This is a genomic window from Oscillospiraceae bacterium (genome assembly GCA_025758045.1).
Taxonomy (GTDB): domain Bacteria; phylum Bacillota; class Clostridia; order Oscillospirales; family Ruminococcaceae; genus Gemmiger.
Map to the genome: position 1 here is coordinate 688391 of CP107208.1, position 21535 is coordinate 709925.

Annotated in this window: 15 protein-coding genes, 2 tRNA genes and 3 rRNA genes; 2 read left to right on the top strand and 18 right to left on the bottom strand. The window is 57.5% G+C overall.

Going from position 1 to position 21535, the window contains the following annotated elements:
* Window positions 1-96: 96 nt before the first annotated feature.
* The 8 genes from OGM81_03420 to OGM81_03455 form a co-directional block, all read right to left on the bottom strand.
* Window positions 97-507, bottom strand: coding sequence for a putative ABC transporter permease (locus tag OGM81_03420; GenBank protein ID UYJ44200.1), 411 nt, complete (start codon window positions 505-507; stop codon window positions 97-99).
* 62 nt (window positions 508-569) lie between these two features.
* Window positions 570-2015 (bottom strand): nicotinate phosphoribosyltransferase, encoded by a 1446-nt coding sequence (locus tag OGM81_03425; protein ID UYJ44201.1) that lies wholly within the window; start codon window positions 2013-2015, stop codon window positions 570-572.
* A gap of 21 nt (window positions 2016-2036) precedes the next feature.
* Entirely contained in the window at window positions 2037-3389 is a 1353-nt protein-coding gene (locus OGM81_03430) for a serine hydrolase (GenBank protein ID UYJ44202.1), read from the bottom strand.
* Between the two features lie 87 nt (window positions 3390-3476).
* Entirely contained in the window at window positions 3477-5564 is a 2088-nt protein-coding gene (gene recG, locus OGM81_03435) for an ATP-dependent DNA helicase RecG (protein ID UYJ44963.1), read from the bottom strand.
* A gap of 95 nt (window positions 5565-5659) precedes the next feature.
* Complete coding sequence (locus OGM81_03440; protein ID UYJ44203.1) at window positions 5660-5899, bottom strand: hypothetical protein; 240 nt, start codon at window positions 5897-5899, stop codon at window positions 5660-5662.
* 14 nt (window positions 5900-5913) lie between these two features.
* Window positions 5914-6624: a C39 family peptidase gene (locus OGM81_03445; protein ID UYJ44204.1), complete on the bottom strand. Its 711-nt coding sequence runs from the start codon at window positions 6622-6624 to the stop codon at window positions 5914-5916.
* Window positions 6625-6956: 332 nt separating this feature from the next.
* Window positions 6957-8642 carry a DAK2 domain-containing protein gene (locus OGM81_03450; GenBank protein ID UYJ44205.1) on the bottom strand — a complete coding sequence of 562 codons (1686 nt, stop codon included), beginning with the start codon at window positions 8640-8642 and terminating at the stop codon, window positions 6957-6959.
* A gap of 37 nt (window positions 8643-8679) precedes the next feature.
* Window positions 8680-9033, bottom strand: a complete 354-nt coding sequence (locus tag OGM81_03455; protein ID UYJ44206.1) for an Asp23/Gls24 family envelope stress response protein — start codon at window positions 9031-9033, stop codon at window positions 8680-8682.
* 210 nt (window positions 9034-9243) lie between these two features.
* Here OGM81_03455 and OGM81_03460 point away from each other — a divergent pair, with 210 nt between their 5' ends.
* Entirely contained in the window at window positions 9244-9687 is a 444-nt protein-coding gene (locus tag OGM81_03460; protein UYJ44207.1) for a CBS domain-containing protein, read from the top strand.
* A 101-nt stretch (window positions 9688-9788) separates the two neighbouring features.
* Here the strand turns inward: OGM81_03460 and rrf are convergent.
* The 7 genes from rrf to ybaK all read right to left on the bottom strand — a co-directional run bounded on the left by rrf (window position 9789) and on the right by ybaK (window position 16364).
* Window positions 9789-9905, bottom strand: a 5S ribosomal RNA gene (gene rrf, locus OGM81_03465).
* Between the two features lie 76 nt (window positions 9906-9981).
* Window positions 9982-12813: ribosomal RNA gene (locus tag OGM81_03470) — 23S ribosomal RNA — on the bottom strand.
* Between the two features lie 234 nt (window positions 12814-13047).
* Window positions 13048-13124 (bottom strand) — tRNA-Ile (locus tag OGM81_03475).
* Between the two features lie 3 nt (window positions 13125-13127).
* Window positions 13128-13203: transfer RNA gene (locus OGM81_03480), tRNA-Ala, on the bottom strand.
* A gap of 142 nt (window positions 13204-13345) precedes the next feature.
* Window positions 13346-14859 (bottom strand): 16S ribosomal RNA (locus OGM81_03485).
* The 16S, 23S and 5S rRNA genes sit together here with 2 tRNA genes alongside, the layout of an rRNA operon.
* Window positions 14860-15159: 300 nt before the next feature.
* The gene (locus OGM81_03490) at window positions 15160-15870 is read right to left on the bottom strand and encodes an rRNA pseudouridine synthase (GenBank protein ID UYJ44964.1); all 711 of its coding nucleotides are present in this window, start codon (window positions 15868-15870) and stop codon (window positions 15160-15162) included.
* Window positions 15870-16364, bottom strand: coding sequence for a Cys-tRNA(Pro) deacylase (ybaK, locus tag OGM81_03495; GenBank protein UYJ44208.1), 495 nt, complete (start codon window positions 16362-16364; stop codon window positions 15870-15872). The genes OGM81_03490 and ybaK overlap by 1 nt, the downstream gene beginning before the upstream one ends.
* 511 nt (window positions 16365-16875) lie before the next feature.
* Here ybaK and aroF point away from each other — a divergent pair.
* A complete protein-coding gene (gene aroF / locus OGM81_03500) occupies window positions 16876-17895 on the top strand; it encodes a 3-deoxy-7-phosphoheptulonate synthase (GenBank protein ID UYJ44209.1) in 1020 nt (339 codons plus the stop codon).
* A 513-nt stretch (window positions 17896-18408) separates the two neighbouring features.
* On the opposite strand, the gene OGM81_03505 is transcribed toward aroF, so the two are convergent.
* Genes OGM81_03505 through OGM81_03515 form a run of 3 tightly spaced genes read right to left on the bottom strand, consistent with a single transcriptional unit; the run spans window position 18409 to window position 21475 of the window.
* Window positions 18409-19536 carry a putative ABC transporter permease gene (locus OGM81_03505; protein UYJ44210.1) on the bottom strand — a complete coding sequence of 376 codons (1128 nt, stop codon included), beginning with the start codon at window positions 19534-19536 and terminating at the stop codon, window positions 18409-18411.
* Window positions 19533-20303 carry a tRNA (guanosine(46)-N7)-methyltransferase TrmB gene (gene trmB / locus OGM81_03510; GenBank protein ID UYJ44211.1) on the bottom strand — a complete coding sequence of 257 codons (771 nt, stop codon included), beginning with the start codon at window positions 20301-20303 and terminating at the stop codon, window positions 19533-19535. Before trmB ends, OGM81_03505 begins: the two co-directional genes overlap by 4 nt.
* Before the next feature lie 14 nt (window positions 20304-20317).
* Complete coding sequence (locus OGM81_03515; protein ID UYJ44212.1) at window positions 20318-21475, bottom strand: alanyl-tRNA editing protein; 1158 nt, start codon at window positions 21473-21475, stop codon at window positions 20318-20320.
* Window positions 21476-21535: the final 60 nt, after the last annotated feature.

Sequence of the window (21535 nt, forward strand, 5' to 3'; positions counted from 1 at the left end):
CGAAACTGCTGCGTCATGATGTGTACCGCCTTTCCTGTTTGGTTGAGCTTTGTTATGCTTCCATTATACAGGATGGCAAGTACCATAATTTGGACTTTAAGGCTCGGCAGCCCATTTCGTGATACGATAAAGCGGTCTTTTAGCCCAATTTTCGGCCCCGCGCAGCACCAGCAGCACCCAAAAGCAAAGCAAGAACCAGTAAAAGCTGTACAGCGGACAGACCAACCCGGCTACGTTGCCCCACAGGGCGCTGTAGTCCCACACGGCCAGGTGCAAAAGGTAGCGGCAGGCCAGGCCCACGCCCAGCTCTACCCCGCTGGCGGCTGCAGCGCCGCATAACGCCGCTGCCCCCAACGGCAGGCTGCGCCGCCGGGCCAATTGCTGCAAAAGGCAAAGGCATGCCCCGCCTGCGGCAAACATTGTCCAATGGGTGGTGCCCCGCCAGGCAAGCTCGATGGCCTGATACCCGGCCCCGCCCAGGGCAAACAATATGATCGGCTCTAACATAAAAACACCCCTCCCGCCATAGTATGTGCGGAAGGGGTGCGTTGTAACCAATTTGTAATGTTTTACTTGGACAGTTTCTTCAGCAGGGCGCTGCGGGTATCCCACAGCTTTTGGCTGAGGTCAACGTAGTAGCGGTGCGGATTCTCGAAGCGCTTGACCTCGTCCCACAGGGTGTTGACCTGGGCCTTGCAGAACTTCTTGATGTCGTTCAGACTCGGGGACTGGTAGACGCGCTTGCCGTTCTCATAAATCGGGGTGGACAGGCAGCGGGCAGTGCAGTTGACGTAGGTGCACTCTTTCCAGGTCTCGATGGGGTCAAACAGGGTGATGCCGTGCTGGGTCTCGACCTGCTCGTCAGCCGTCGTGATGAGGTCGGCCATGGCCTTGCCGTCCTGGTCGTAGATACGCCAGACTTTCTTCAGGCAGGGAATGGTCATCTTCTCAGCAGATTCAGACAGCTTCATCTTGGGGGTGTAGCTGCCGTCGTCCTCTTTCACAGCGGCCAGCTTGTACACGCCGCCAAAGACAGGGTCGCTCTTGGCGGTGATCATGTTCTCGCCGATGCCGAAGCTGTCCACGCGGGCACCCTGCAGGATCAGATCGCGGACAATGTACTCATCCAGGCTGTTGGAGGCGCAGATGGTGCAGTCGGGGTAACCGGCCTCATCCAGCATCTTGCGGGCCTTCTTGGACAGGTAGGCAATATCGCCGCTGTCGATGCGGATGCCCTTGGGGCGCTTGCCCATGGGCTTGAGGACCTCGTCGAACACCTTGATGGCATCGGGCACACCGTGGCGCAGCACGTTGTAGGTATCCACCAGCAGCACGCAGGCGTCGGGGTACATCTCGGCGTATTTCTTGAAGGCATCGTACTCGGTGGGGAACATCTGCACCCAGCTGTGGGCCATGGTGCCGGAGGCCGGGATGCCGAAGTCGCGGGCGGCCATCACGCAGGAGGTGGAGCCGCAGCCACCGATGTAGGAGGCGCGGGCGCCGAAGTAGGCGGCGTCATAGCCCTGGGCACGGCGGGCGCCGAACTCCATGACCGGGCGGCCGGCGGCAGAACGCACGATGCGGTTGGCTTTGGTGGCGATCAGGCACTGGTGGTTGAAGGTGACCAGCAGCAGGGTCTCCAGCAGCTGGCACTCAATGGCCGGGCCTTCCACGGTAACGATAGGCTCCTGCGGGAAGATAGGCATGCCTTCCTCGATGGCCCAGATGTTGCAGTGCAGCTTGAAGTTGGCCAGGTAGTTCAGGAATTTCTCATTGAATGCGCCGGTGGTGCGCAGATAGTCGATGTCCTCCTGGGTGAATTTCAGGTGGTCCACGGCGTCGATGAACTGCTGCAGACCAGCCATAATGGCGTAGCCGCCGCCATCGGGCACGCGGCGGAAGAACATATCAAAGACGGCGATCTTGTCCACATACCCCTCATCCAGGTAGCCGGCCGACATGGTCAACTCGTAGAAATCTGTCATGGTCGTAAGGTTGCGCTTTACGTCTAACATGGATAACCCCTCCTGAGGTTTTTACTTATTTGTACGCTTTTTCGATGATTTTTCAATTGGCTTCAGCACGCCCAATGCTGCCAGAACGAACAGGAAGGCGTACACAGCCACGACGATCATCGTAAGCATAACAACAACTTTAAAATAGGTGCTGGAGAAGAACTCGCCCACGCGGGCGATGGTGTACAGCACCTGGTTGCGGGCCACATCGCTGCCGGCGATCAGGTCCGTCGTACCGATGACTTCGCCCTCAATGGTCAGCGTAACGGTGCCGACCACATCCCCCTGCCTGACGGGGGCCGCGATGCTTTTGGGCAGGTTGAAGGTCTGCTCGGTCAGAGCAGCGCCGCCCTCCTTGGGCAGCAGGGTCATCATATTGTCCGTGGGGTAAAGCATGACCGTATCGGACTGGGTGGCGTAATCCACCGGGATCTCGGTGATGGGCTGGGTGGGGTCCAGCGCCGCCGCGATGGTAAAGGAATCGAAGATGACGTCCATCAGCTGGGCGGTCTCGTACAGAGCCGGGCGGGCCTGATCGGGGTCGGCCTCATAGGGCACGTTGAGCACCACGCTGATGTAGCTGATGCCGTCCTGGGTGTGCCAGCCCGCGAAGTTCTGCCACTCGCCCAGGCTGCCGGTCTTGCCGCCGCGCACATAGCTGCGGTAGTAGGCGCTGCCTTCGTTCAGCATTTTGTCCGTGTTCTGGATCACATAGGTCCCGGGGGTAGTGTAGCGGTCGTTGGTGCCCATATCGTAGCTGGGGGTGGACACGACCGTGGCAAAGATGTCGTAGGATGTCAGTGCCCGCAGGATCAGGTAGGCATCGCGGGCAGTGGTGACGTTGTTGGTATCCAGACCGCAGGGGTCGGCAAAGGTAGTGCCGGTGCAGCCGATGCGGGCGGCTTCCTCGTTCATCATCGCCACAAAGTTATCAATGCTGCCGCCGCCCATATAGTCGGCCACAATGTAGGCAGCCTCGTTGGCGCTGGGCAGCATCATGGCGTACAGCAGGTTGCGCAGGGTCTGGGTCTCACCCTTACGGATGTCCGCCGTGGAGGCGTTGGTCGTCTTCTCCCAGATCAGGTCGTAGATATAACTGGGGGCTGTCACGCTGATGGTGTCCAGCTGGTCCTGATAGTTCTCCAGCAGCAGCAGGGTGGTCATCATCTTGGTCAGGCTGGCGGCCTGCAGCGGGGTCTCGCTGTTTTTCTCGTAGACCACGATATTGGTATCCAGGTTGACCACGTAGGCCGCAGGGGCCATGATGTCGGGCGCAATATCCGCCGCCGAGCCGTTGATCCCCTCAGCCGCCACCGGCAGCCCCAGCACGATCACCAGCACAAAGGCGCACAGCACCGCGCAGAATCTTTTCATAGGCATGGTTTCCTTTTGGTTGATATACGGTATTAGTATAGCAAATTGAAAGGGAAAATAAAAGGGTGTGAACTGGGATTTTTACAATCAGTTCATCGCACCGGCGGTGGCAAACAGGCGGTCCACCTCATCGGACAGGGCGCGGTGCTGCGGCATGGCGAGATTTGGGTCAACAGCCAGCAGGGCCTTGGCTTCCTCCTGGGCCACTTTCAGCGTGCGGGTATCCTGCACCAGGTCCGCCACCCGCAGCGTGGGCAGACCGTGCTGGGCCGAGCCGAAGAAATCACCGGGGCCGCGGTTTTCGAGATCATATTTTGCCACGGCAAAACCGTCTGACGTGTGGCACAGGAAGCGCAGCCGCTCTTTAACGGCGTCGTTCTCGTTGTCGGAAATCAGGATGCAGCAGGAATCCGCCGCTCCGCGCCCGACACGTCCGCGGAGCTGATGCAGCGCCGACAAACCGAACCGCTCGGCGTTTTCGATGACCATAACTGTAGCGTTGGGCACATCGACGCCGACCTCGATAACAGTGGTGGAGACCAGCACGTCCAGTTCCCCCGCCTTAAATTTCAGCATCACTTCGTCTTTTTCTTTGGGCTTCATCTTGCCGTGCAGCAGGCCGATGCGCCGGTTGGGCAGCAGCGGGCAGACGGTCTCGGTGTAATATTTTTTGACGGCCTGCATATCTGCGGCCATCTCGTTTTCCTCGATGGCCGGGCAGACCACGTAGGCCTGATGCCCCGCGGCAAGCTGCTTTTCAATAAAGCCGTACATGTCCCGCCGCTTTTTGCCGGTGATGAACCAGGTCTTGATGGGCTTGCGGCCGGGCGGCAGTTCGTCCAGCACCGAGATGTCCAAATCGCCGTACATCAGCAGGCCCAGCGTGCGCGGGATGGGCGTGGCGCTCATCACCAGCAGGTGGGGGCTTTGCGCCTTGCCTGCCAGCAGGCCGCGCTGCCGCACGCCGAAGCGGTGCTGCTCGTCCACGATGGCCAGGCCCAGGTTTTTGAACTCGACCGAATCGGTCAGCACCGCGTGGGTGCCTACCACCAGCCCGGCGCGGCCGTCGGCAATGGCTTCCAGCGCGACCTTTTTCTCTTTGGCTTTCATGCCGCCCACCAGCAGCGTGACGTTGACGCCGAAGGGTTCCAGCCGGTCGGCCAGTGTAGCGGCATGCTGCCGGGCCAAGATTTCGGTGGGGGCCAGCATGGCGCTCTGCCAGCCGTTTTGCGCGGCAAACCAGATGGCCGCCGCAGCCACCAGCGTTTTGCCGCTGCCGACATCACCCTGCAGCAGGCGGTTCATCGGCACCTCGCCGCACAGGTCGTGCACAATTTCCTCGGTAGAGCGCTTTTGTGCGCCGGTGGGCGCATAGGGCAGGCTGCCCCAGAACGGGGCAAGGTCCATCTCGTGCATTGGTGCGCTGGTCTTGCGCCGACCGTGGCTGCGCAGCAAAAAGATGCCGATCTGGAGCATGTACAGCTCTTCAAAGATCAGGCGGCGGCGCGCCCCGGCCAGGTCCTCGGCGCTTTGCGGGGCGTGGATACTGCGCACGGCCTGGGCCTTGGTGGGCATGCGGTAGCGGGTCAGCAGCTCCGGCGGCAGCGGGTCGGCCAGCTCGTCCACGTATTGCAGCGCCGCGTAGGCGCAGGCGGCTTGCCGTGCGGCGGGCAGGCCCTCGGTGCCGGGGTAGACGGCCACAAAGGGGCTGGCAGCCACTTGCGCCTCGGTGCGCACCAGCGGGTGCAGCAGTTCACGGCGGGTCATGGTGCCGCCGATGCGGCCCTCGAAGTAGTAGGTCTGGCCGATGATGAGTTTATCGGCCACGTAGGGCGTGTTGAACCAGGACAGCCCCAGTACGCCAGAGTCATCCGCGGCCAGCACCCGCACCAGCGCCCGCCCGCCCTTGATGCGGCGGACCGGTTCTTTTTGCAGCACGGTGGCGCGGACACAGCTGTCCACGTCGTAAGGTGCGCTGACTACGGTGTAGGGCTTGGTGTAGTCAATGTATTTGCGGGGGTAGCACAAAAGCAGATCCCGGATGGTGGTAACGCCGAGCTTTTCAAACTTTTTAGCAAACGCCGGGCCGACGCCCTTTAAATATTGGATAGAACTGTCGATCATCGCCATACGGGACCTCCTTTCTTCCCGCTTTCTTGAAAGAAAGCGGGGCAAAGAACTTTTAATCAAAATCGGATTTTTACTTTTTTTGCTCCATTCGCCTTTTCATTCACCTTTTCCTCACAACTTCCGATTTTCGAAACACAAGTTTATTTTTCTTCCATTTTGTCTAAAAGCAGATTGATTTTTTTGAGAATCAAGTATGTGCAGGAAATAATGAGAGAGATTAACAGTGTGACTGCTGTATAAAGTGGGTAAAAATAAGAGTTTATAAAGTCATCTCCACTAGGAATCAGTGACCCAACAAGTCCACCGAATAGAAGATTTCCATATAAGAAAACAAAAAAGCTGATACATCCAATCATGACTGCTTTAGATGATGGTTTCATATTGAAAATACTTCCTATTCCAGATAAAACACCCCATCGGGGTTATAACTCGTTCCGTCCGCAGTGATTTCAATGCCGTAGTGGTCGTAAACATTTCCCTCAGTATCCATATCGATCCAGCGGTTGTTCAAATCCTGCTCACTCATCATGCAATAGCCAACGCACGCCGGATCGTTAAAGTAAAATACATAACCCAGCTCCTGCTTCTGGTAGCCGACACAGATGACCCAGTGCCCCTCGGCCAAATAGGTGTCCGCATCATCGGAATTTTGGGTGTTGTAGCCATCCTCTGCCGCGGCCCATGCCTGAATGCAGAGCAGCACAGGGTGCCCCTGGTACAGAGCCGAAGCCAGTTCTGGCGTGGTTCGGTTCTCTTTTGCCGTGACGGTTACGCTGTTTTCCTCAAAAAAGCTGACAATGCTGCCTGGCGGGGTTCCGGCTTCCTCGTTGGTGCCAAGTTCTTCCTCATAGGCGGCAAGGTTCCAATCGGCCTGGTATGGGTCCAGCCAGTTCATCACCATCTGCACGCAGGTGGTCCCGCAGGTGTAGCCGCCATACTGGCGCAGGTTCGGCATGTCGATAAAGACATCGGCATCCTGGGTCTGCCCGTCATAGGGTGGCTGAACGGATGACTGTTCCGCAGCTGGCCCTGCGCAGTCGGATAACAGGAAACATGCGGCACAGGCAAAAGTGCCAAGTATCAAGATGCCGTATCGCTTTTCCATTCGGCTTGCTCCTTACTATTTGATACATAGGACCAACGATTTTCTGTGGATTGCTTTTTGAAAAATGAAAACCGCAGCAGTCGCCGCCGGTACTTAGGGGCAAGCAGCCCCTAAGCCGGGCCTCCCGCGCTATCGGAAGTAGCGGGGACCTTTTCGGTTCCTTTTGGGTCTCCAAAAGGAACACATAAAGGCAACACGCCGTTAAAGCGCGTGAAGTGCCGCAGGGTGGCACGGAACGGCAGCCGCAAGCAAAAATCAATAACAAAGATATACCAAAAAAGGCGAACTCGGTCTCATCCCAAATTCGCCTTTTTCCAATGTTATAACGTCAATTACTCCACACTGATCATGTAGTAGTAAACCGGCTGGCCGCCGCTGATATGGCTGACCTCGACACTGCTGCCGCACTTGGTGCGCACCATCTCGGTGGTCTTTTCGGCGTCCTCGTCGCTGACATCGCAGCCGGAGATCACGGTGATGAACTGGCTGTCCTTCTTCTTCATCGAACGGGCCAGACGATAGGTCATCTTGACGATGTCGGTGCCGGTGGCCACGATCTTGCCGTTCTCCAGCGCCATGATCTCACCCTTCTTGATGGGCTTGCCGTCAAACTCGCTGTCACGGGCGGCATAGGTAATCAGGCCGGTGCTCACATGGTCAGCAGCCTGCATCATGCCAACGGCGTTCTCCTCGGGCTTCAGCTCGGGGTCAAAGTTCAGCATGGCGGTCATGCCCTGGGGCACGGTGCGGGTGGGCAGCACGATGACCTTGCGGTCGGCCAGCTTCTGCGCCTGCTCGGACGCCATGATGATATTCTTGTTGTTGGGCAGGACCAGCACAGTCTTGGCCGGTACGCTCTGGATCGCCGCCAGGATGTCCTCGGTGGAGGGGTTCATCGTCTGGCCGCCGCTGACGACAGCGTCAACGCCCAGGTCGGCAAACACATTCTTCAGGCCCTCGCCGGCGGCCACAGCCACAAAGCCGTACTCGCGCTCGGGGTCAACGGCAGCGTAGGTGAACTCACTGTCCTTCTTTTCTTCGGCCTCGGCCTGCTTCTCCAAGCCCTTGGCCTGCTTCTGGCGGGCCAGGAACTGCTCGTGCATGTTCTCGATCTTGAAGTTGGTCAGGTAGCCATACTTGATAGCCTCGCTCAGCATCATACCGGGGTCGGAGGTATGCACATGGCAGTTGGCCACGTCGTCATCCTCGATGACCACAACGGAATCGCCGTTGGATTCCAGGAAAGCGCGCAGGCGGGTCACGCTGGCGCCGGGATCCTTATGCAGCAGGAACTGGGTGCAGTAACCGTTCTTGATGTCCTCAACCTTCATCAGGTCGTCGGTGAAGACGCCCTTGCCGGCAGCCTCGCTGGAGACCTTCGGCTTAGCGGCCACTTCGGCACCGGCAACGATCTCGCCGCCGTCAAAGACCTGCTTCATGCCCTCAAAGATGAACATGATGCCCTGACCGCCGGCATCCACGACGCCAGCCTTTTTCAGCACGGGCAGCAGGTTGGGGGTATCCTCCAGCGCAGCCTGACCGGCGGCGAGGGTGGCGTCCCACATGGCGGGGATCTCCATCTCGGTGCACTCGGCGGCCTTCTCGGCAGCCAGACGGGAGACGGTCAGAATGGTGCCCTCGGTGGGCTTCATAACGGCTTTGTAAGCAGCCTCAACACCCATCTTCAGGGCGTTGGCCAGGTCTTCGGCGCTGGCCTCATCCTTGCCCTTCAGGGCCTTGGAGAAGCCGCGGAACAGCAGGCTGGTGATAACGCCGGAGTTGCCGCGGGCGCCGCGCAGCATGGCGGAAGCAGCGGTCTTGCTGGCTTCGGCCACGGTGCAGGTGTCGGGCAGAGCCTCCAGCTCGCCGCGGGCGGCGCCGATGGTCATGCTCATGTTTGTGCCGGTGTCGCCATCGGGCACAGGGAAAACGTTCAGCTCGTCCACACGGACACGCTGGTTAGCAATGTTGTTGGCGCCGGAAAGAATGGCGTCGCGCAGGGTCTGGCCAGTAATCATGTTTTTATTACACCTCATGTTTTCTGTTAAACGCCCATCAGTCAGCGATAATGTCGTCGACAAACACGTCAATGCGTGCCACTTTCAGGCCGGTGGCATGTTCCACTTCGTCCTTTACGCGGTGGGTAATGCTTTGGGTGATGGTGGAAATGTTCAGACCATACCCAACTTTGATATGCAGTGCGATGACCAGACGGCCTTCCTCCTGCGTCACGGTAACGCCTTTGGGGGGCAGGCTGCCGGTGCGCAGGGCATTGCGCACCACGCTTTCGGCCGGGGCCTGGCCCATGGCTGCAATGCCGTAGCACTGCTTGGCGGCCTGTTCCACTAAGCCGGAGAAATAATCGTTGGTCAGAGAAATATGTCCGTAAGGATTGACCTTGGTGATCATCTGCGATCCTCCTTTGTGGGCTATACCACGTTAATCATTGTAATTATACACCTTTTTTACCCGCTTGAACAGTGGCTTTGCGATAAAATTGTGCCGTTACGCTTTTTTAACAAACGCTTCACAATTTTTGCTTTGCAAGCGTATATACTAAAAGTAAGACAATTCGGTTACTGATTTCCCATCACACAAGAAAAGGAGTGCCATTTTCGCATGAACCTTTTGTTTTTCCTTACTCCCAAACAGGATGTTTTGTACATTTACGAGGATTTCACCCTGCGTCAAACGCTGGAAAAATGGGCGAACCAACGCTTTGCCACCATCCCCGTGCTGAAACGCAACGGCGAGTATGTGGGCACCATCACCGAGGGGGACATTCTGTGGGGCATCAAGAACCTGCACGGCCTTGACCTGGAGGCCAGCGAGGACGTGCCCATCTCCAGTTTCCCCCGCCGCCGCGACTACAAGGCCGTCACCGTCACCACCGACATGCCCAGTCTGCTGCAGGCCGCCATCGACCAGAACTTTGTCCCGGTGGTAGACGACCGCAATGTCTTCATCGGCATGGTCCGCCGTACCGTAATTTTACGCGATGTTTATAATAAGTATGGTGCCAAGCTGGATAAGCCCCGCCAGAATACATATACCCACGCATAATTGTATGGTAAGCCGCCCGCAGGGGCGGCTTTTTTGCTGCTATTTTATAATAGCAAAAGCGCCTTACCCCTTGCGGGATAAGGCGCTTTGCTTAAAAGAGAAGTCGGCATCTACCTATTTTCACAGGCCGTCTCCAGCCAACTATCTTCGGCACGAGTGAGCTTAACTTCTGTGTTCGGAATGGGAACAGGTGGAACCTCACCGTCATCGACACCGACCGTCTCTTTTTTCTGAGGATGTACCCTCAAAACTGAATATCGAACTGCTTTAGCAAATAGAGTATCTCATAAAGATGGGGTCAAGCCCTCGACCTATTAGTACACACTAGCTGAACGGATCACTCCGCTTACACTCTGTGCCTATCAACCTTGTAGTCTTCAAGGGGTCTTACCTGATTGACTCAGTGGGATATCTTATCTTAAGGCCGGCTTCACGCTTAGATGCTTTCAGCGTTTATCCGATCCGAACATAGCTGCCCAGCTGTGCCACTGGCGTGACAACTGGTGCACCAGAGGTTCGTCCATCCCGGTCCTCTCGTACTAGGGACAGCGCCTCTCAAATATCCTGCGCCCACGACAGATAGGGACCGAACTGTCTCACGACGTTCTGAACCCAGCTCGCGTACCGCTTTAATTGGCGAACAGCCAAACCCTTGGGACCGAATTCAGCCCCAGGATGCGATGAGCCGACATCGAGGTGCCAAACCTCCCCGTCGATGTGGACTCTTGGGGGAGATCAGCCTGTTATCCCCAGGGTAACTTTTATCCGTTGAGCGATGGCATTTCCACTCACATACCACCGGATCACTAACTCCGACTTTCGTCTCTGCTCGACCCGTCAGTCTCGCAGTCAGGCTCGCTTTTGCGTTTGCACTCTCTAGCTTGGTTTCCGTCCAAGCTGAGCGAACCTTTGAACGCCTCCGCTACTTTTTAGGAGGCGACCGCCCCAGTCAAACTGCCCACCTGACAATGTCCCCCGCCTCGATTCAGAGGCGCAGGTTAGAATTCCAATGTCGCAAGGATGGTATCCCAACGTCCGCTCCAGAATCGCCAAAGCGACTCTTTCCCAGCGTCCCATCTATCCTGTGCATGCAACACCGAAACCCAATATCAGGCTACAGTAAAGCTCCATGGGGTCTTTCCGTCTTGTCGCGGGTAACCGGCATCTTCACCGGTACTACAATTTCGCCGGGCGGGCTGTTGAGACAGTGCCCAGATCATTACGCCTTTCATGCGGGTCAGAACTTACCTGACAAGGAATTTCGCTACCTTAGGACCGTTATAGTTACGGCCGCCGTTCACTGGGGCTTCAATTCAATGCTTGCACATCTCCTTTTAACCTTCCAGCACCGGGCAGGCGTCAGCTCGTATACGTCATCTTTCGATTTAGCACAAACCTGTGTTTTTGGTAAACAGTTGCCTGGGCCTATTCTCTGCGGCTCACTCTCGTGAGCACCCCTTATTCCGAAGTTACGGGGTCAACTTGCCGAGTTCCTTAACAACCCTTCTCCCGTTGGCCTTAGAATCTTCTTCCTACCTACCTGTGTCGGTTTGCGGTACGGGCACCTTAAACATACACACAGCTTTTCTCGCCTCTCTTCCAGCCGGACTTCGGTACTATATTTCCCTCGATCACTACCAGAACCAACACCTGGCTCCGACCTTCTGAAAGTGTCCCTGTGCTTAAGTCTTTCGGTGGGGACGGAATCTCTACCGTCTGTGCATCGGCTACGCCTTTCGGCCTTACCTTAGCTCCCGCCTAACTTGGAGCGGACGAACCTTCCTCCAAAAACCTGAGGTTTCCGGCCATGTGGATTCTCACCACATTCGCGCTACTCATTCCGGCATTCTCACTTCTGTAAACTCCACAGCCGCTTACGCTACTGTTTCTCCGCTTACACAACGCTCCCCTACCCCGCAACTTTCGTTGCAGCCTAAGCTTCGGTTTGTATCTTAGCCCCGTTAAATTTTCCGCGCAGAGACGCTCGACCAGTGAGCTATTACGCACTCTTTAAATGAGTGGCTGCTTCTGAGCCAACATCCTGGTTGTCTGCGTATTTCCACATCGTTTTCCACTTAGATACAATTTGGGACCTTAGCTGTAGATCTGGGCTGTTTCCCTTTTGACAATGAGATTTATCTCACACTGTCTGACTCCCATACATCAATACTCCGGCATTCTTAGTTTGATAGGCTTCGCTACCCTCTCGGGCGCTAGGCCATTCAGTGCTTTACCTCCGGGTATCTAATATGAGGCTAGCCCTAAAGCTATTTCGGGGAGAACCAGCTATCTCCGAGTTCGATTGGAATTTCTCCGCTACCCACAATTCATCCGCCGCCTTTTCAACGGAGGTCGGTTCGGCCCTCCATGAAATTTTACTTTCACTTCAGCCTGATCATGGGTAGGTCACCCGGTTTCGGGCCCATTGCATGCTACTGAACGCCCTATTCAGACTCGCTCTCGCTACGCCTCCACACCTTAAGTGCTTAAGCTCGCAACATACAATCGCTCGCCGGACCGTTCTACAAAAAGTACCATATCACACGTTGATGTGCTCTATGTGCTTGTAGGCACAAGGTTTCAGGTTCTCTTTCACTCCCCTCCCGGGGTCCTTTTCACCTTTCCTTCACAGTACTATACGCTATCGGTCACTGGGTAGTATTTAGGGTTGGAGGGTGGTCCCCCCATCTTCCGACCAGGTTTCACGTGTCTGGCCGTACTCTGGAACTCGCGCAGCTCTCGTCGCTTTCGCTTACGTGTCTCTCACACTCTTTGGATGGCCTTCCCATGCCATTCAGCTAGCAACTTAAGTCCTAAAAGCGGTCCATACCCCGGAAGGATTTCTCCTTCCGGTTTGCCCTCTTCCGCGTTCGCTCGCCACTACTAACGGAATCTCGTTTGATGTCTCTTCCTCGCCCTACTTAGATGTTTCAGTTCAGGCGGTTCCCCCCACACACCTATGGATTCAGTGTGCAGTACCGAAGTATGAGCTTCGGTGAGTTTCCTCATTCAGAAATCCCTGGATCAATGGATATTTGCTCCTCCCCAAGGCTTATCGCAGCTTATCACGTCTTTCATCGGCTCCCAGTGCCAAGGCATTCTCCTTGCGCCCTTTGTAGCTTGACCGTTGTTTCGCTTTCGCAAAACATATCTTTATTTCAGATTCTCCATTTGCCAACGAGATTTTACCATTTTACTGTCGCTTATTACTAAGCTTCAGTTCCGCTTGGTGAAATTATAGATTTTAATTTAAAATCAGGAATTTTACATAGCTAATAAAATCTCATTTCGCAGTTCTATATTCAGTTTTCAAGGTACATCGCATAAGGCTTTGGGTAACCCAGCGCACTGGATTACCAGTGGTGGGCTGAAATGGACTCGAACCATCGACCTCTCGGTTATCAGCCGAGTGCTCTAACCAGCTGAGCTATCAGCCCAAATGGTGGAGATAAAGGGATTCGAACCCTTGACCCCCTGCTTGCAAAGCAGGTGCTCTCCCAACTGAGCTATACCCCCGCGTTTTCACGTTTCGGGTTTCGCTGTGTCCCTTATGCTTTGAGGTTCCGTTTGCACGGCCCTCAAAATTGAACAATACTGAAACTTGCTTTCCTGTCCGTTCAGCCAAAGACCTGCTTTAGCTGAACGTCTGACTCCCTAGAAAGGAGGTGATCCAGCCGCACCTTCCGATACGGCTACCTTGTTACGACTTCACCCCAATCACCAGTTTTACCTTCGGCGGCGTCCTCCTTACGGTTAGACTACCGACTTCGGGTCCCCCCGGCTCTCATGGTGTGACGGGCGGTGTGTACAAGGCCCGGGAACGTATTCACCGCGGCATGCTGATCCGCGATTACTAGCAATTCCGACTTCATGCAGGCGAGTTGCAGCCTGCAATCTGAACTGAGACATTGTTTCTGAGTTTTGCTCCACCTCGCGGTCTTGCTTCTCTTTGTTAAACGCCATTGTAGTACGTGTGTAGCCCAGGTCATAAAGGGCATGATGATTTGACGTCATCCCCACCTTCCTCCGTTTTGTCAACGGCAGTCTCGCCAGAGTCCTCTTGCGTAGTAACTGGCAATAAGGGTTGCGCTCGTTGCGGGACTTAACCCAACATCTCACGACACGAGCTGACGACAACCATGCACCACCTGTCTCGATGTCCCGAAGGACTTCATGCATCTCTGCACTATGCATCGGATGTCAAGACCTGGTAAGGTTCTTCGCGTTGCTTCGAATTAAACCACATACTCCACTGCTTGTGCGGGCCCCCGTCAATTCCTTTGAGTTTCAACCTTGCGGTCGTACTCCCCAGGTGGATTACTTATTGTGTTAACTGCGGCACTGAAGGGGTCAATCCTCCAACACCTAGTAATCATCGTTTACGGCATGGACTACCAGGGTATCTAATCCTGTTTGCTACCCATGCTTTCGAGCCTCAGCGTCAGTTGGTGCCCAGTAGGTCGCCTTCGCCACTGGTGTTCCTCCCGATATCTACGCATTCCACCGCTACACCGGGAATTCCACCTACCTCTGCACTACTCAAGGCCAGCAGTTTTGAAAGCAATTCACGGGTTGAGCCCATGGATTTCACTTCCAACTTGCCGGTCCGCCTGCGCTCCCTTTACACCCAGTAATTCCGGACAACGCTTGCACCCTACGTTTTACCGCGGCTGCTGGCACGTAGTTAGCCGGTGCTTTCTTGTTAGGTACCGTCATTATCGTCCCTAACGACAGGAGTTTACAATCCGAAAACCTTCTTCCTCCACGCGGCGTCGCTGCATCAGGGTTTCCCCCATTGTGCAATATCCCCCACTGCTGCCTCCCGTAGGAGTCTGGGCCGTGTCTCAGTCCCAATGTGGCCGTTCAACCTCTCAGTCCGGCTACCAATCGTCGCCTTGGTGGGCCGTTACCTCACCAACTAGCTAATTGGACGCGAGTCCATCCTGAAGCGAATAAATCCTTTTCCCTCAGTATCATGCGATACCGTGGGCTTATGCGGTATTAGCAGTCGTTTCCAACTGTTGTCCCCCACTCCAGGGCAGGTTACTCACGCGTTACTCACCCGTTCGCCACTAAGCTAAGAAAAGCAAGCTCCTCTCAGCTCCGTTCGACTTGCATGTGTTAGGCGCGCCGCCAGCGTTCGTCCTGAGCCAGGATCAAACTCTTTATAAATGGTATTTAATCGCCATTCAAAAGCGTTAAATCTCTGTAATCACTCAGACACAATCGCTTGCGTCCTGTATGAATTACTTGTAAATTTGGAATTGATTATCGTGGGTTTCCAAACCCACGTTCAAGGTTCCACAAGTTTCAGTTTTGTTCAATTTTCAAGGTCCTGCTGCGCTCTCCTTACGGGGTGTCCCGCCGGACAGCTTGTATATAATACCATCGCCGTAAGCGTTTGTCAACACCTTTTTTCAGATTTTTTTACAAATTTCCCGCCCTGCGGGGAGTCGCCACTCTAGGGCAGCCTTAGTTCTGCAATTGTTTTCGTTCTTCCTCGGTCAGTTCCCGGTACTCGCCGGGGGCAAGGGCCTCATCCAATGCAACGCCGCCGATGGAAAGGCGGTGGAGGGTGTTGACGCCGGCATCGTAGACGCCGAACATGCGCTTGATCTGGTGGTAGACGCCCTGGTGCAGGGTGACGCGCACGGTGCAGGGGTCATCCTCGGCCGGTTCGGCCTCGGCGGGGGCCAGGTGTTCGCCGTCGGCCAGGGTGACGCCCGCCGCAAAGCCGCGGCGCATCTCCTCGGTCAGCGGAGTGTCCAGCGTAACCAAATACTGCTTGTCCACATGGTGGGCCGGGGCCAGGATGTCATGGGCCAGGGCACCGTCATCGGTCAGCAGTACAAAGCCGGTGCTGGTCTTATCCAGGCGGCCCGCCGGGAACAGCTCCCGCCGGGGGTAGTCCGCGGCCACCAGGTCCACCACAGTGGTATCCCGCTTGTCGCGGCTGGCGCTGACGACGCCCTCCGGCTTATTGAGCATGATATACACATACTTTTTATATTCGCCTGCCAACGGCGCGCCGTCCAGCGCGATCTGCGCGGCGGTCTCGTCCAACTGGGTATCCGCCTTGCGGCAGATCTTGCCCGCGACCATCACGCGCCCCTTGGTGATGGCCTTGCGGCTTTCGCTGCGGGTCATGCCGGTGCGCTCGGCCAGGTACTTATCCAGCCGCATCATGCCTGGTGCTCCTGGGTGATGGCCGCCGTTTTGCCGCGGGTCACCTTGATAAGATCAGCAGGGGCGCACTCCACCTGGGTGCCGATGCGGCCGCCGGAGACCATGATGGTGGGCTGGGCCAGACAGCTTTCATCGTAGACGGTGACGAACTGCTTTTTCATGCCCACAGGGCTGCAGCCGCCGCGGATATAACCGGTGACTTTATTGATGTCGGCCACGTGGATCATGGCCACGCTTTTGACGCCCGCGGCCTTGGCGGCCTTTTTCAGGTCCAGCTCGGCCAGCACGGGCACGACAAACACATAATAGTTATGGTCTGCCCCCTGGGTGACCAGCGTTTTAAAAACGCGGGCCGGGTCCTGGCCGGTCAGGCGGGCGACGTTGGCGCCGTCAACGGCCTGGCCTTCCTCGTGGGGGTATTCGTGGGCGGTATAGTTGACCTTGGCGCGCTCCAGCATGCGCATGGCGTTGGTTTTTGCTTCTTTTGCCATTTGAGATGACCTCTTTTATTATATAGTATAGGGTGCGGGCCGATGCAAGCATTGCGGGGTCGCGCAGCGATCAATGCCCCTGCGGGGCATTGAACCGCACGAGCGGACCAGCTTTGCTGGCTGGCGGCCTTCGTTTTGGCCGTCAAGCGGGCCCCTACAAAGGTTTGTGCTTTTCCCTTTATATAAGGCAACACCGCACAATTCCCGTCTAACGGCTTAAGCACCGCTCCGGCGGCTGCGGCACGGCATCTGCGTTGCCAAAATGCTCGATAAGACATCCAGTATTATCTGCGCTTTTGGCTTAGCAGCTGCCGCACCTCGCTCGCCGTATCGGCACTTAGAATTATGCGGTATTGCCTTAAGATATGTCCATTATACGTCCCCTGCAAAATTTTGGCAAGAGGGGTTGACTTTAGCGATTTAAAGTGTTAGACTGTCATCATTCGATAAAAAACACGAACGCCGGCGACGATTGCGCCAGGAATCCAAAAGTTTAAATGGGAGACACATTATGATCATCGTATTAAAACAGCACGCCCCGGCCGAGCAGGTCGACTCCTTCTGCCACGAGCTGGAGGATATGGGCTACCAGATCAACGATTCCGTGGGCAGCGATACCCACATCCTGGGCCTGATCGGCGACACCAAGTCCCTGGCCGAAAGCTGGGTGCTGGCCAACCCGGTGGTGGAGACCTGCCGCCGCGTGACCGAGCCGTACAAGAAAGCCAACCGCAAGTTCCACCCGGACGACACCATCGTGGACGTGGGCGGGCACAAGATCGGCGGCGGGTACTTTGCCGTGATGTCCGGTCCCTGCAGCGTGGAAAGCAAGGAGCAGATCACCTATGTAGCCCAGCGCGTACAGGCCGCGGGTGCCAGCATCCTGCGCGGCGGCGCGTTCAAGCCCCGCACCAGCCCGTACAGCTTTCAGGGTTTGCGTGCCGAGGGCCTGGAGCTTTTGCAGGAGGCCCGCGCTGTGACCGGCCAGCCCATCGTGACCGAGCTGATGAACAACGAGCACATCCACCTGTTTGAGGATGCCCACGTGGACATGATCCAGATCGGCGCACGCAATATGCAGAACTTTGAGCTGCTGAAAGCCGTGGGCCGCCTGAAGACCCCTGTGCTGCTGAAGCGCGGCCTGTCCTCCACCCTGGAGGAGCTGGTGATGAGCGCCGAGTACATCATGGCCGAGGGCAACCCCAACGTGGTGCTGTGCGAGCGCGGCATCCGCACCTTTGAGACCAGCATGCGCAACACGCTGGACATTTCCGCCGTGCCGATGCTGAAAAAGATGACCCATCTGCCTGTGGTCATCGACCCCAGCCACGCTGCCGGCATCGCCTTTATGGTGCCCGCGCTGGCCCAGGCTGCCGTGGCCGTGGGCGCGGACGGCCTGATGATCGAGACGCACAACAACCCGGCCAAGGCCAAGAGCGACGGCGCCCAGAGCCTGACGCCCGACCAGTTCGACGCCCTGATGAAGGTCATCAAGCCGGAGCTGGAATTCTTTGGGAAGAAGTTAAACTGATTATAGGTAAAAAGGCTCCCTCTGCGAGGGAGCTGGCTGCGCGAAGCGCAGACTGAGGGAGAGACAAGCAAATTAACTGCTACCAAATCTCAGGCTCTCTCCCCCACCCGCTTCGCGGGAGCCCCCTCCCAGAGGGGGCCATCCAGGAGGTGTCCCAGCGAGTGGGATGCCAGCTTATTTATAAAGTATATAAGGTCAGCAGCAGGGTCGGGAAAGCCCTGCTGCTTTTTTGCTGCCGATAGGGGTGCCGCAGCGCATGGATTTTGCGGCAGTCAAAGAACTACTTCCGGGTATTTCCGCCCGGTATATATACTGCGGAACTCCGGAAGTACCCTGGTGTTTCCAACTACTTCCGGAGTTATGGAAGTAGTTATAATTAACATATCTATGTAATTTATATAAGTACTTCCGTAGTTCCGCAGTTTTGATAAAGGGGTGGCTGTTTTTGCCAGAAACCACCGTCGCAAAAAAGATGCGCCCCGCCGGGCGTGGCGAAGCGCATGCTTATTGGCTTTATTGGCCCGGTTCGTCTTTGGCGGGCTTGGTGCTTTGGGGCGTGCTGATGCCGGTCTCCCGGGCCGTTTGGATCGCCGAGGCGGCAGCCTCTTTGGCGGTCTGGGCCGCAGACTGCGCGGCATTGGCAGCCGTTTCTTTTGCCGTCTGGGCGGCGGCGGCAGCTGTACCCACGGCGGTCTGCGCGGTCTCCTTAGCGGTCTGGGCCATCTCTTTGGCAGCGGTCCTGGCGGCAGCGGCCAGCTCGTTCAGGCGGCGGACGCCGGCGCGGGTGGAGGCCAGCGTCTCGGCGTAGGTAAGGCTCTTCATATCCGGGAAGGCCCGCAGCAAGCGGCGGGTGCCTATCTTATCCACGCTGATGTCACGCAGCTTGGCGCGCATTTCGTTGGCACGCAGCAGCATTTCCAGCTTCAACTCGGCGGCGTTCTCGCGGCCTTCCAGCTTGGCCAGGGCCAGCTGCAGCTTTTGCTCGTCTAAAATGGTATCGGCGGTCATGGCGCTGACGCCCAGCACCGTGGTCAGCTTGTCGCTGGTCACACGCAGGCGGGCGCGCACCTCGTCGATCTCCTTCAGCTTTTTGTTCAGACCGGTGGCGGCGGCTGCAGAGACGATGAGGTCGACCACAAACAGCGCCAGCACGGCGGCTTCGGCAGGCACCAGCACCTTCATGGACAGCGGGCTGCTGGCCTTGGCCAGCGCCGGGTGCACCACCTTGACCATGATGACACTGCCCAGGCCCCACAGCAGCGAGAACTGCGGGCAGATGTAGCCGCCGATGTTGAACTTCATGTTGGAGTAGTCCCACCAACGGATGTGGTAAATTTTGAACAGCGTCCAGCCGCCCACCAGCTCGATGGCGGTGGTGAGCACCATGCCCACAAAGAACACCGCCACGGTGCTGACGCTTTTCCCCTCGCCGGAGGGGGCCAGCGCGGCCACCGTCCAGTTCAGCACCACCATGCCGCAGCCGTAAATGGGGCAGATGGGGCCGCAGAGGAACCCGCGGTTGACGAGCCGCCGCTCCTTGATGGCGGCGTAGACGACCTCGACACCCCAGCCGATACAGCCGTAGAGGAAGAACCAATACAGCGTTTGTACGACAAATGAAAAGATTTCTGTCTGGGTCATTCGGCGTCCTCCTGCGGGGCGGGTGCTTCGGCGGCTTCCTCCTCTTCCTCGGCTTCCAGCTCTTTGGCCAGGGTCTTGGGCTCCACCCAGGTCACGGTGCTGTCGGGACCTTTGCGGGCGATCAACGCCTTGATGGGGATGCCCATCTCGGTAAACATACCCTCGTGTTCGGTGCGCAGGTTCCAATCCGGCTCGTTGGCGTGCAGGTCAAAGGTCTGCCAGGTGATCTCAAAGCCTGCCGCCGGGAAGTAATGCAAACTGTCCCGGAACAGGTCATCGTCGTCGGTCTTGAACCAGATCTCCGCGCCCTCATCCATCAGCTGGCGGTATTGCAGCAATTGGCGGGGATGGGTCAGGCGGTGCTTGTTGCTGCCCGCGTTTTTGCTCCACGGATTACAGAAGTTGATGTAGATGCGGTCCACCCGGTCGGCAGGGGTGAAGGCATTGCTCAGGCGCTCGATGTCGATGCTGGCGATCTTGACGTTATCAGGGGTCATGCCGCGCTCGGCATAGGCGGCCTCGACCTTGCGCTTGGCCAGGATCAGCACCTTGTCGGTGATGTCGATGCCCAGGTAGTTGATGTCCGGGTGCCGGGGGGCCAGCTGCGCCAGGAAACCGCCCTTGCCACAGCCCAGCTCCAGGTGCCAGGGCTGGTCGGGGCGGGCGTAGGTCTCGTGCCAGTGGCCGCCGTGGGTCAGCGGCTCGTGCACATGGAAGTCGCAGGCCAGCAGTTCGGGGCGGGCATAGGGTTTAAAACGCATTCTCATGGGAGTGTCTCCTGTTATAATAATGTAGAAAGTTTCTCGCGGACGACATCGGGCGTAAGGCCTGGTTGAGCCAGGCTGCCCTGGCAGAAGGCAGGCTTGCCGCCGCCCCGGCCTGCAAAGGCTTCGTTCAGTGCCCTGCCCAGGGCGCGGGCATCGGTGCCATCGGGGGCGGCCAGCGCGTAGGATAGGCCCTGCCCGCCGGGGGCGAGGGCGCAGGCGACCTGATTTGTGCCCGCGCAGACCGCCATGGCAATGCGGCGCAGGCCGTCGCCGTCGGCTCCCTCGGCCCACAGCACGGCGGGCCGGTCGGGCGCTGCAGCCTGCACGTAGGCATCCGCCAGGGCGTTTTGCAGCGCGGCAATGCGCTGCTTTAGGACAGCTTCGCCGTTCTGGCGGTTCTCCACCGACGGGGTCAGGCTGCCCGCGGGGGCAGAGAGCACGCGCCCCGCGGCCTCGGCGTCGGCACAGATGGCGGCCACGGCGTCATAGGCGCGCTGCCCGCAGGCCACAGCCAGCCGCATGCCGGTCTTGTAGTGCTGGGCAGAGATGATTTTGATCAGCCCCACCTCGCCGGTGCGGGCCAGATGGGTGCCGCAGCAGGCGCAGCAGTCGCCGCCGGCTTCCACCAGCCGCACGGGGCCGTCCAGCTCCTTTTTGCTGCGGTACTCGGTGGCGGCCAGGGTGGCGGCGTCGGGGATGTAGCAGTTCACGGGGGTGTCGGCCCGCACGGCGGCGTTGGCTTCGGCTTCGGCCCGGGCCAGCTGGGCGGCGGAAAGCGGGATGCTGGTGTCCATCCGCACGTAGGGGGTGCCGATGTGGAAGCCCACATTCTCGGCCCCGAACAGGCGGTGGAGGGTGCCGCTGAGGATATGCTCGCCGGTGTGCTGCTGCATGGCATCCAGGCGGCGGGGCCAATCGATGCGACCGGTCACAGCGGTGCCCGGCTCCAGCGGAGCGTCCGTGGTATGGGTGATGGTGGCGCCGTCGGTATGCACGTCGGTCACCTTCGCGGTGCCCAGCGTGCCCAGGTCACAGGGCTGGCCGCCGCCCTCAGGGAAGAAGGCAGTCCTGTCCAGCACGACCGCATAGCCGCCCTTGGCCGGGGTGCAGGAGAGCACGGCTGCAGCAAATTCCTGCACATAAGCGTCTGTTTCGTATAACTTTTGCGTCACAGAAAGGAGACTCCTTTCAAAAAAATCAGATTTTTCTTATTATAACACAAAACAGGTGTG

Excerpts from the sequence above, each read along its gene's own strand:
- OGM81_03420 (UYJ44200.1), bottom strand. The coding sequence starts at position 507 with ATGTTAGAGCCGATCATATTGTTTGCCCTGGGCGGGGCCGGGTATCAG.
- OGM81_03425 (UYJ44201.1), bottom strand. The coding sequence starts at position 2,015 with ATGTTAGACGTAAAGCGCAACCTTACGACCATGACAGATTTCTACGAG.
- OGM81_03430 (UYJ44202.1), bottom strand. The coding sequence starts at position 3,389 with ATGAAAAGATTCTGCGCGGTGCTGTGCGCCTTTGTGCTGGTGATCGTG.
- OGM81_03440 (UYJ44203.1), bottom strand. The coding sequence starts at position 5,899 with ATGAAACCATCATCTAAAGCAGTCATGATTGGATGTATCAGCTTTTTT.
- OGM81_03445 (UYJ44204.1), bottom strand. The coding sequence starts at position 6,624 with ATGGAAAAGCGATACGGCATCTTGATACTTGGCACTTTTGCCTGTGCC.
- OGM81_03450 (UYJ44205.1), bottom strand. The coding sequence starts at position 8,642 with ATGATTACTGGCCAGACCCTGCGCGACGCCATTCTTTCCGGCGCCAAC.
- OGM81_03455 (UYJ44206.1), bottom strand. The coding sequence starts at position 9,033 with ATGATCACCAAGGTCAATCCTTACGGACATATTTCTCTGACCAACGAT.
- OGM81_03460 (UYJ44207.1), top strand. The coding sequence starts at position 9,244 with ATGAACCTTTTGTTTTTCCTTACTCCCAAACAGGATGTTTTGTACATT.
- OGM81_03490 (UYJ44964.1), bottom strand. The coding sequence starts at position 15,870 with ATGCGGCTGGATAAGTACCTGGCCGAGCGCACCGGCATGACCCGCAGC.
- ybaK (UYJ44208.1), bottom strand. The coding sequence starts at position 16,364 with ATGGCAAAAGAAGCAAAAACCAACGCCATGCGCATGCTGGAGCGCGCC.
- aroF (UYJ44209.1), top strand. The coding sequence starts at position 16,876 with ATGATCATCGTATTAAAACAGCACGCCCCGGCCGAGCAGGTCGACTCC.
- OGM81_03505 (UYJ44210.1), bottom strand. The coding sequence starts at position 19,536 with ATGACCCAGACAGAAATCTTTTCATTTGTCGTACAAACGCTGTATTGG.
- trmB (UYJ44211.1), bottom strand. The coding sequence starts at position 20,303 with ATGAGAATGCGTTTTAAACCCTATGCCCGCCCCGAACTGCTGGCCTGC.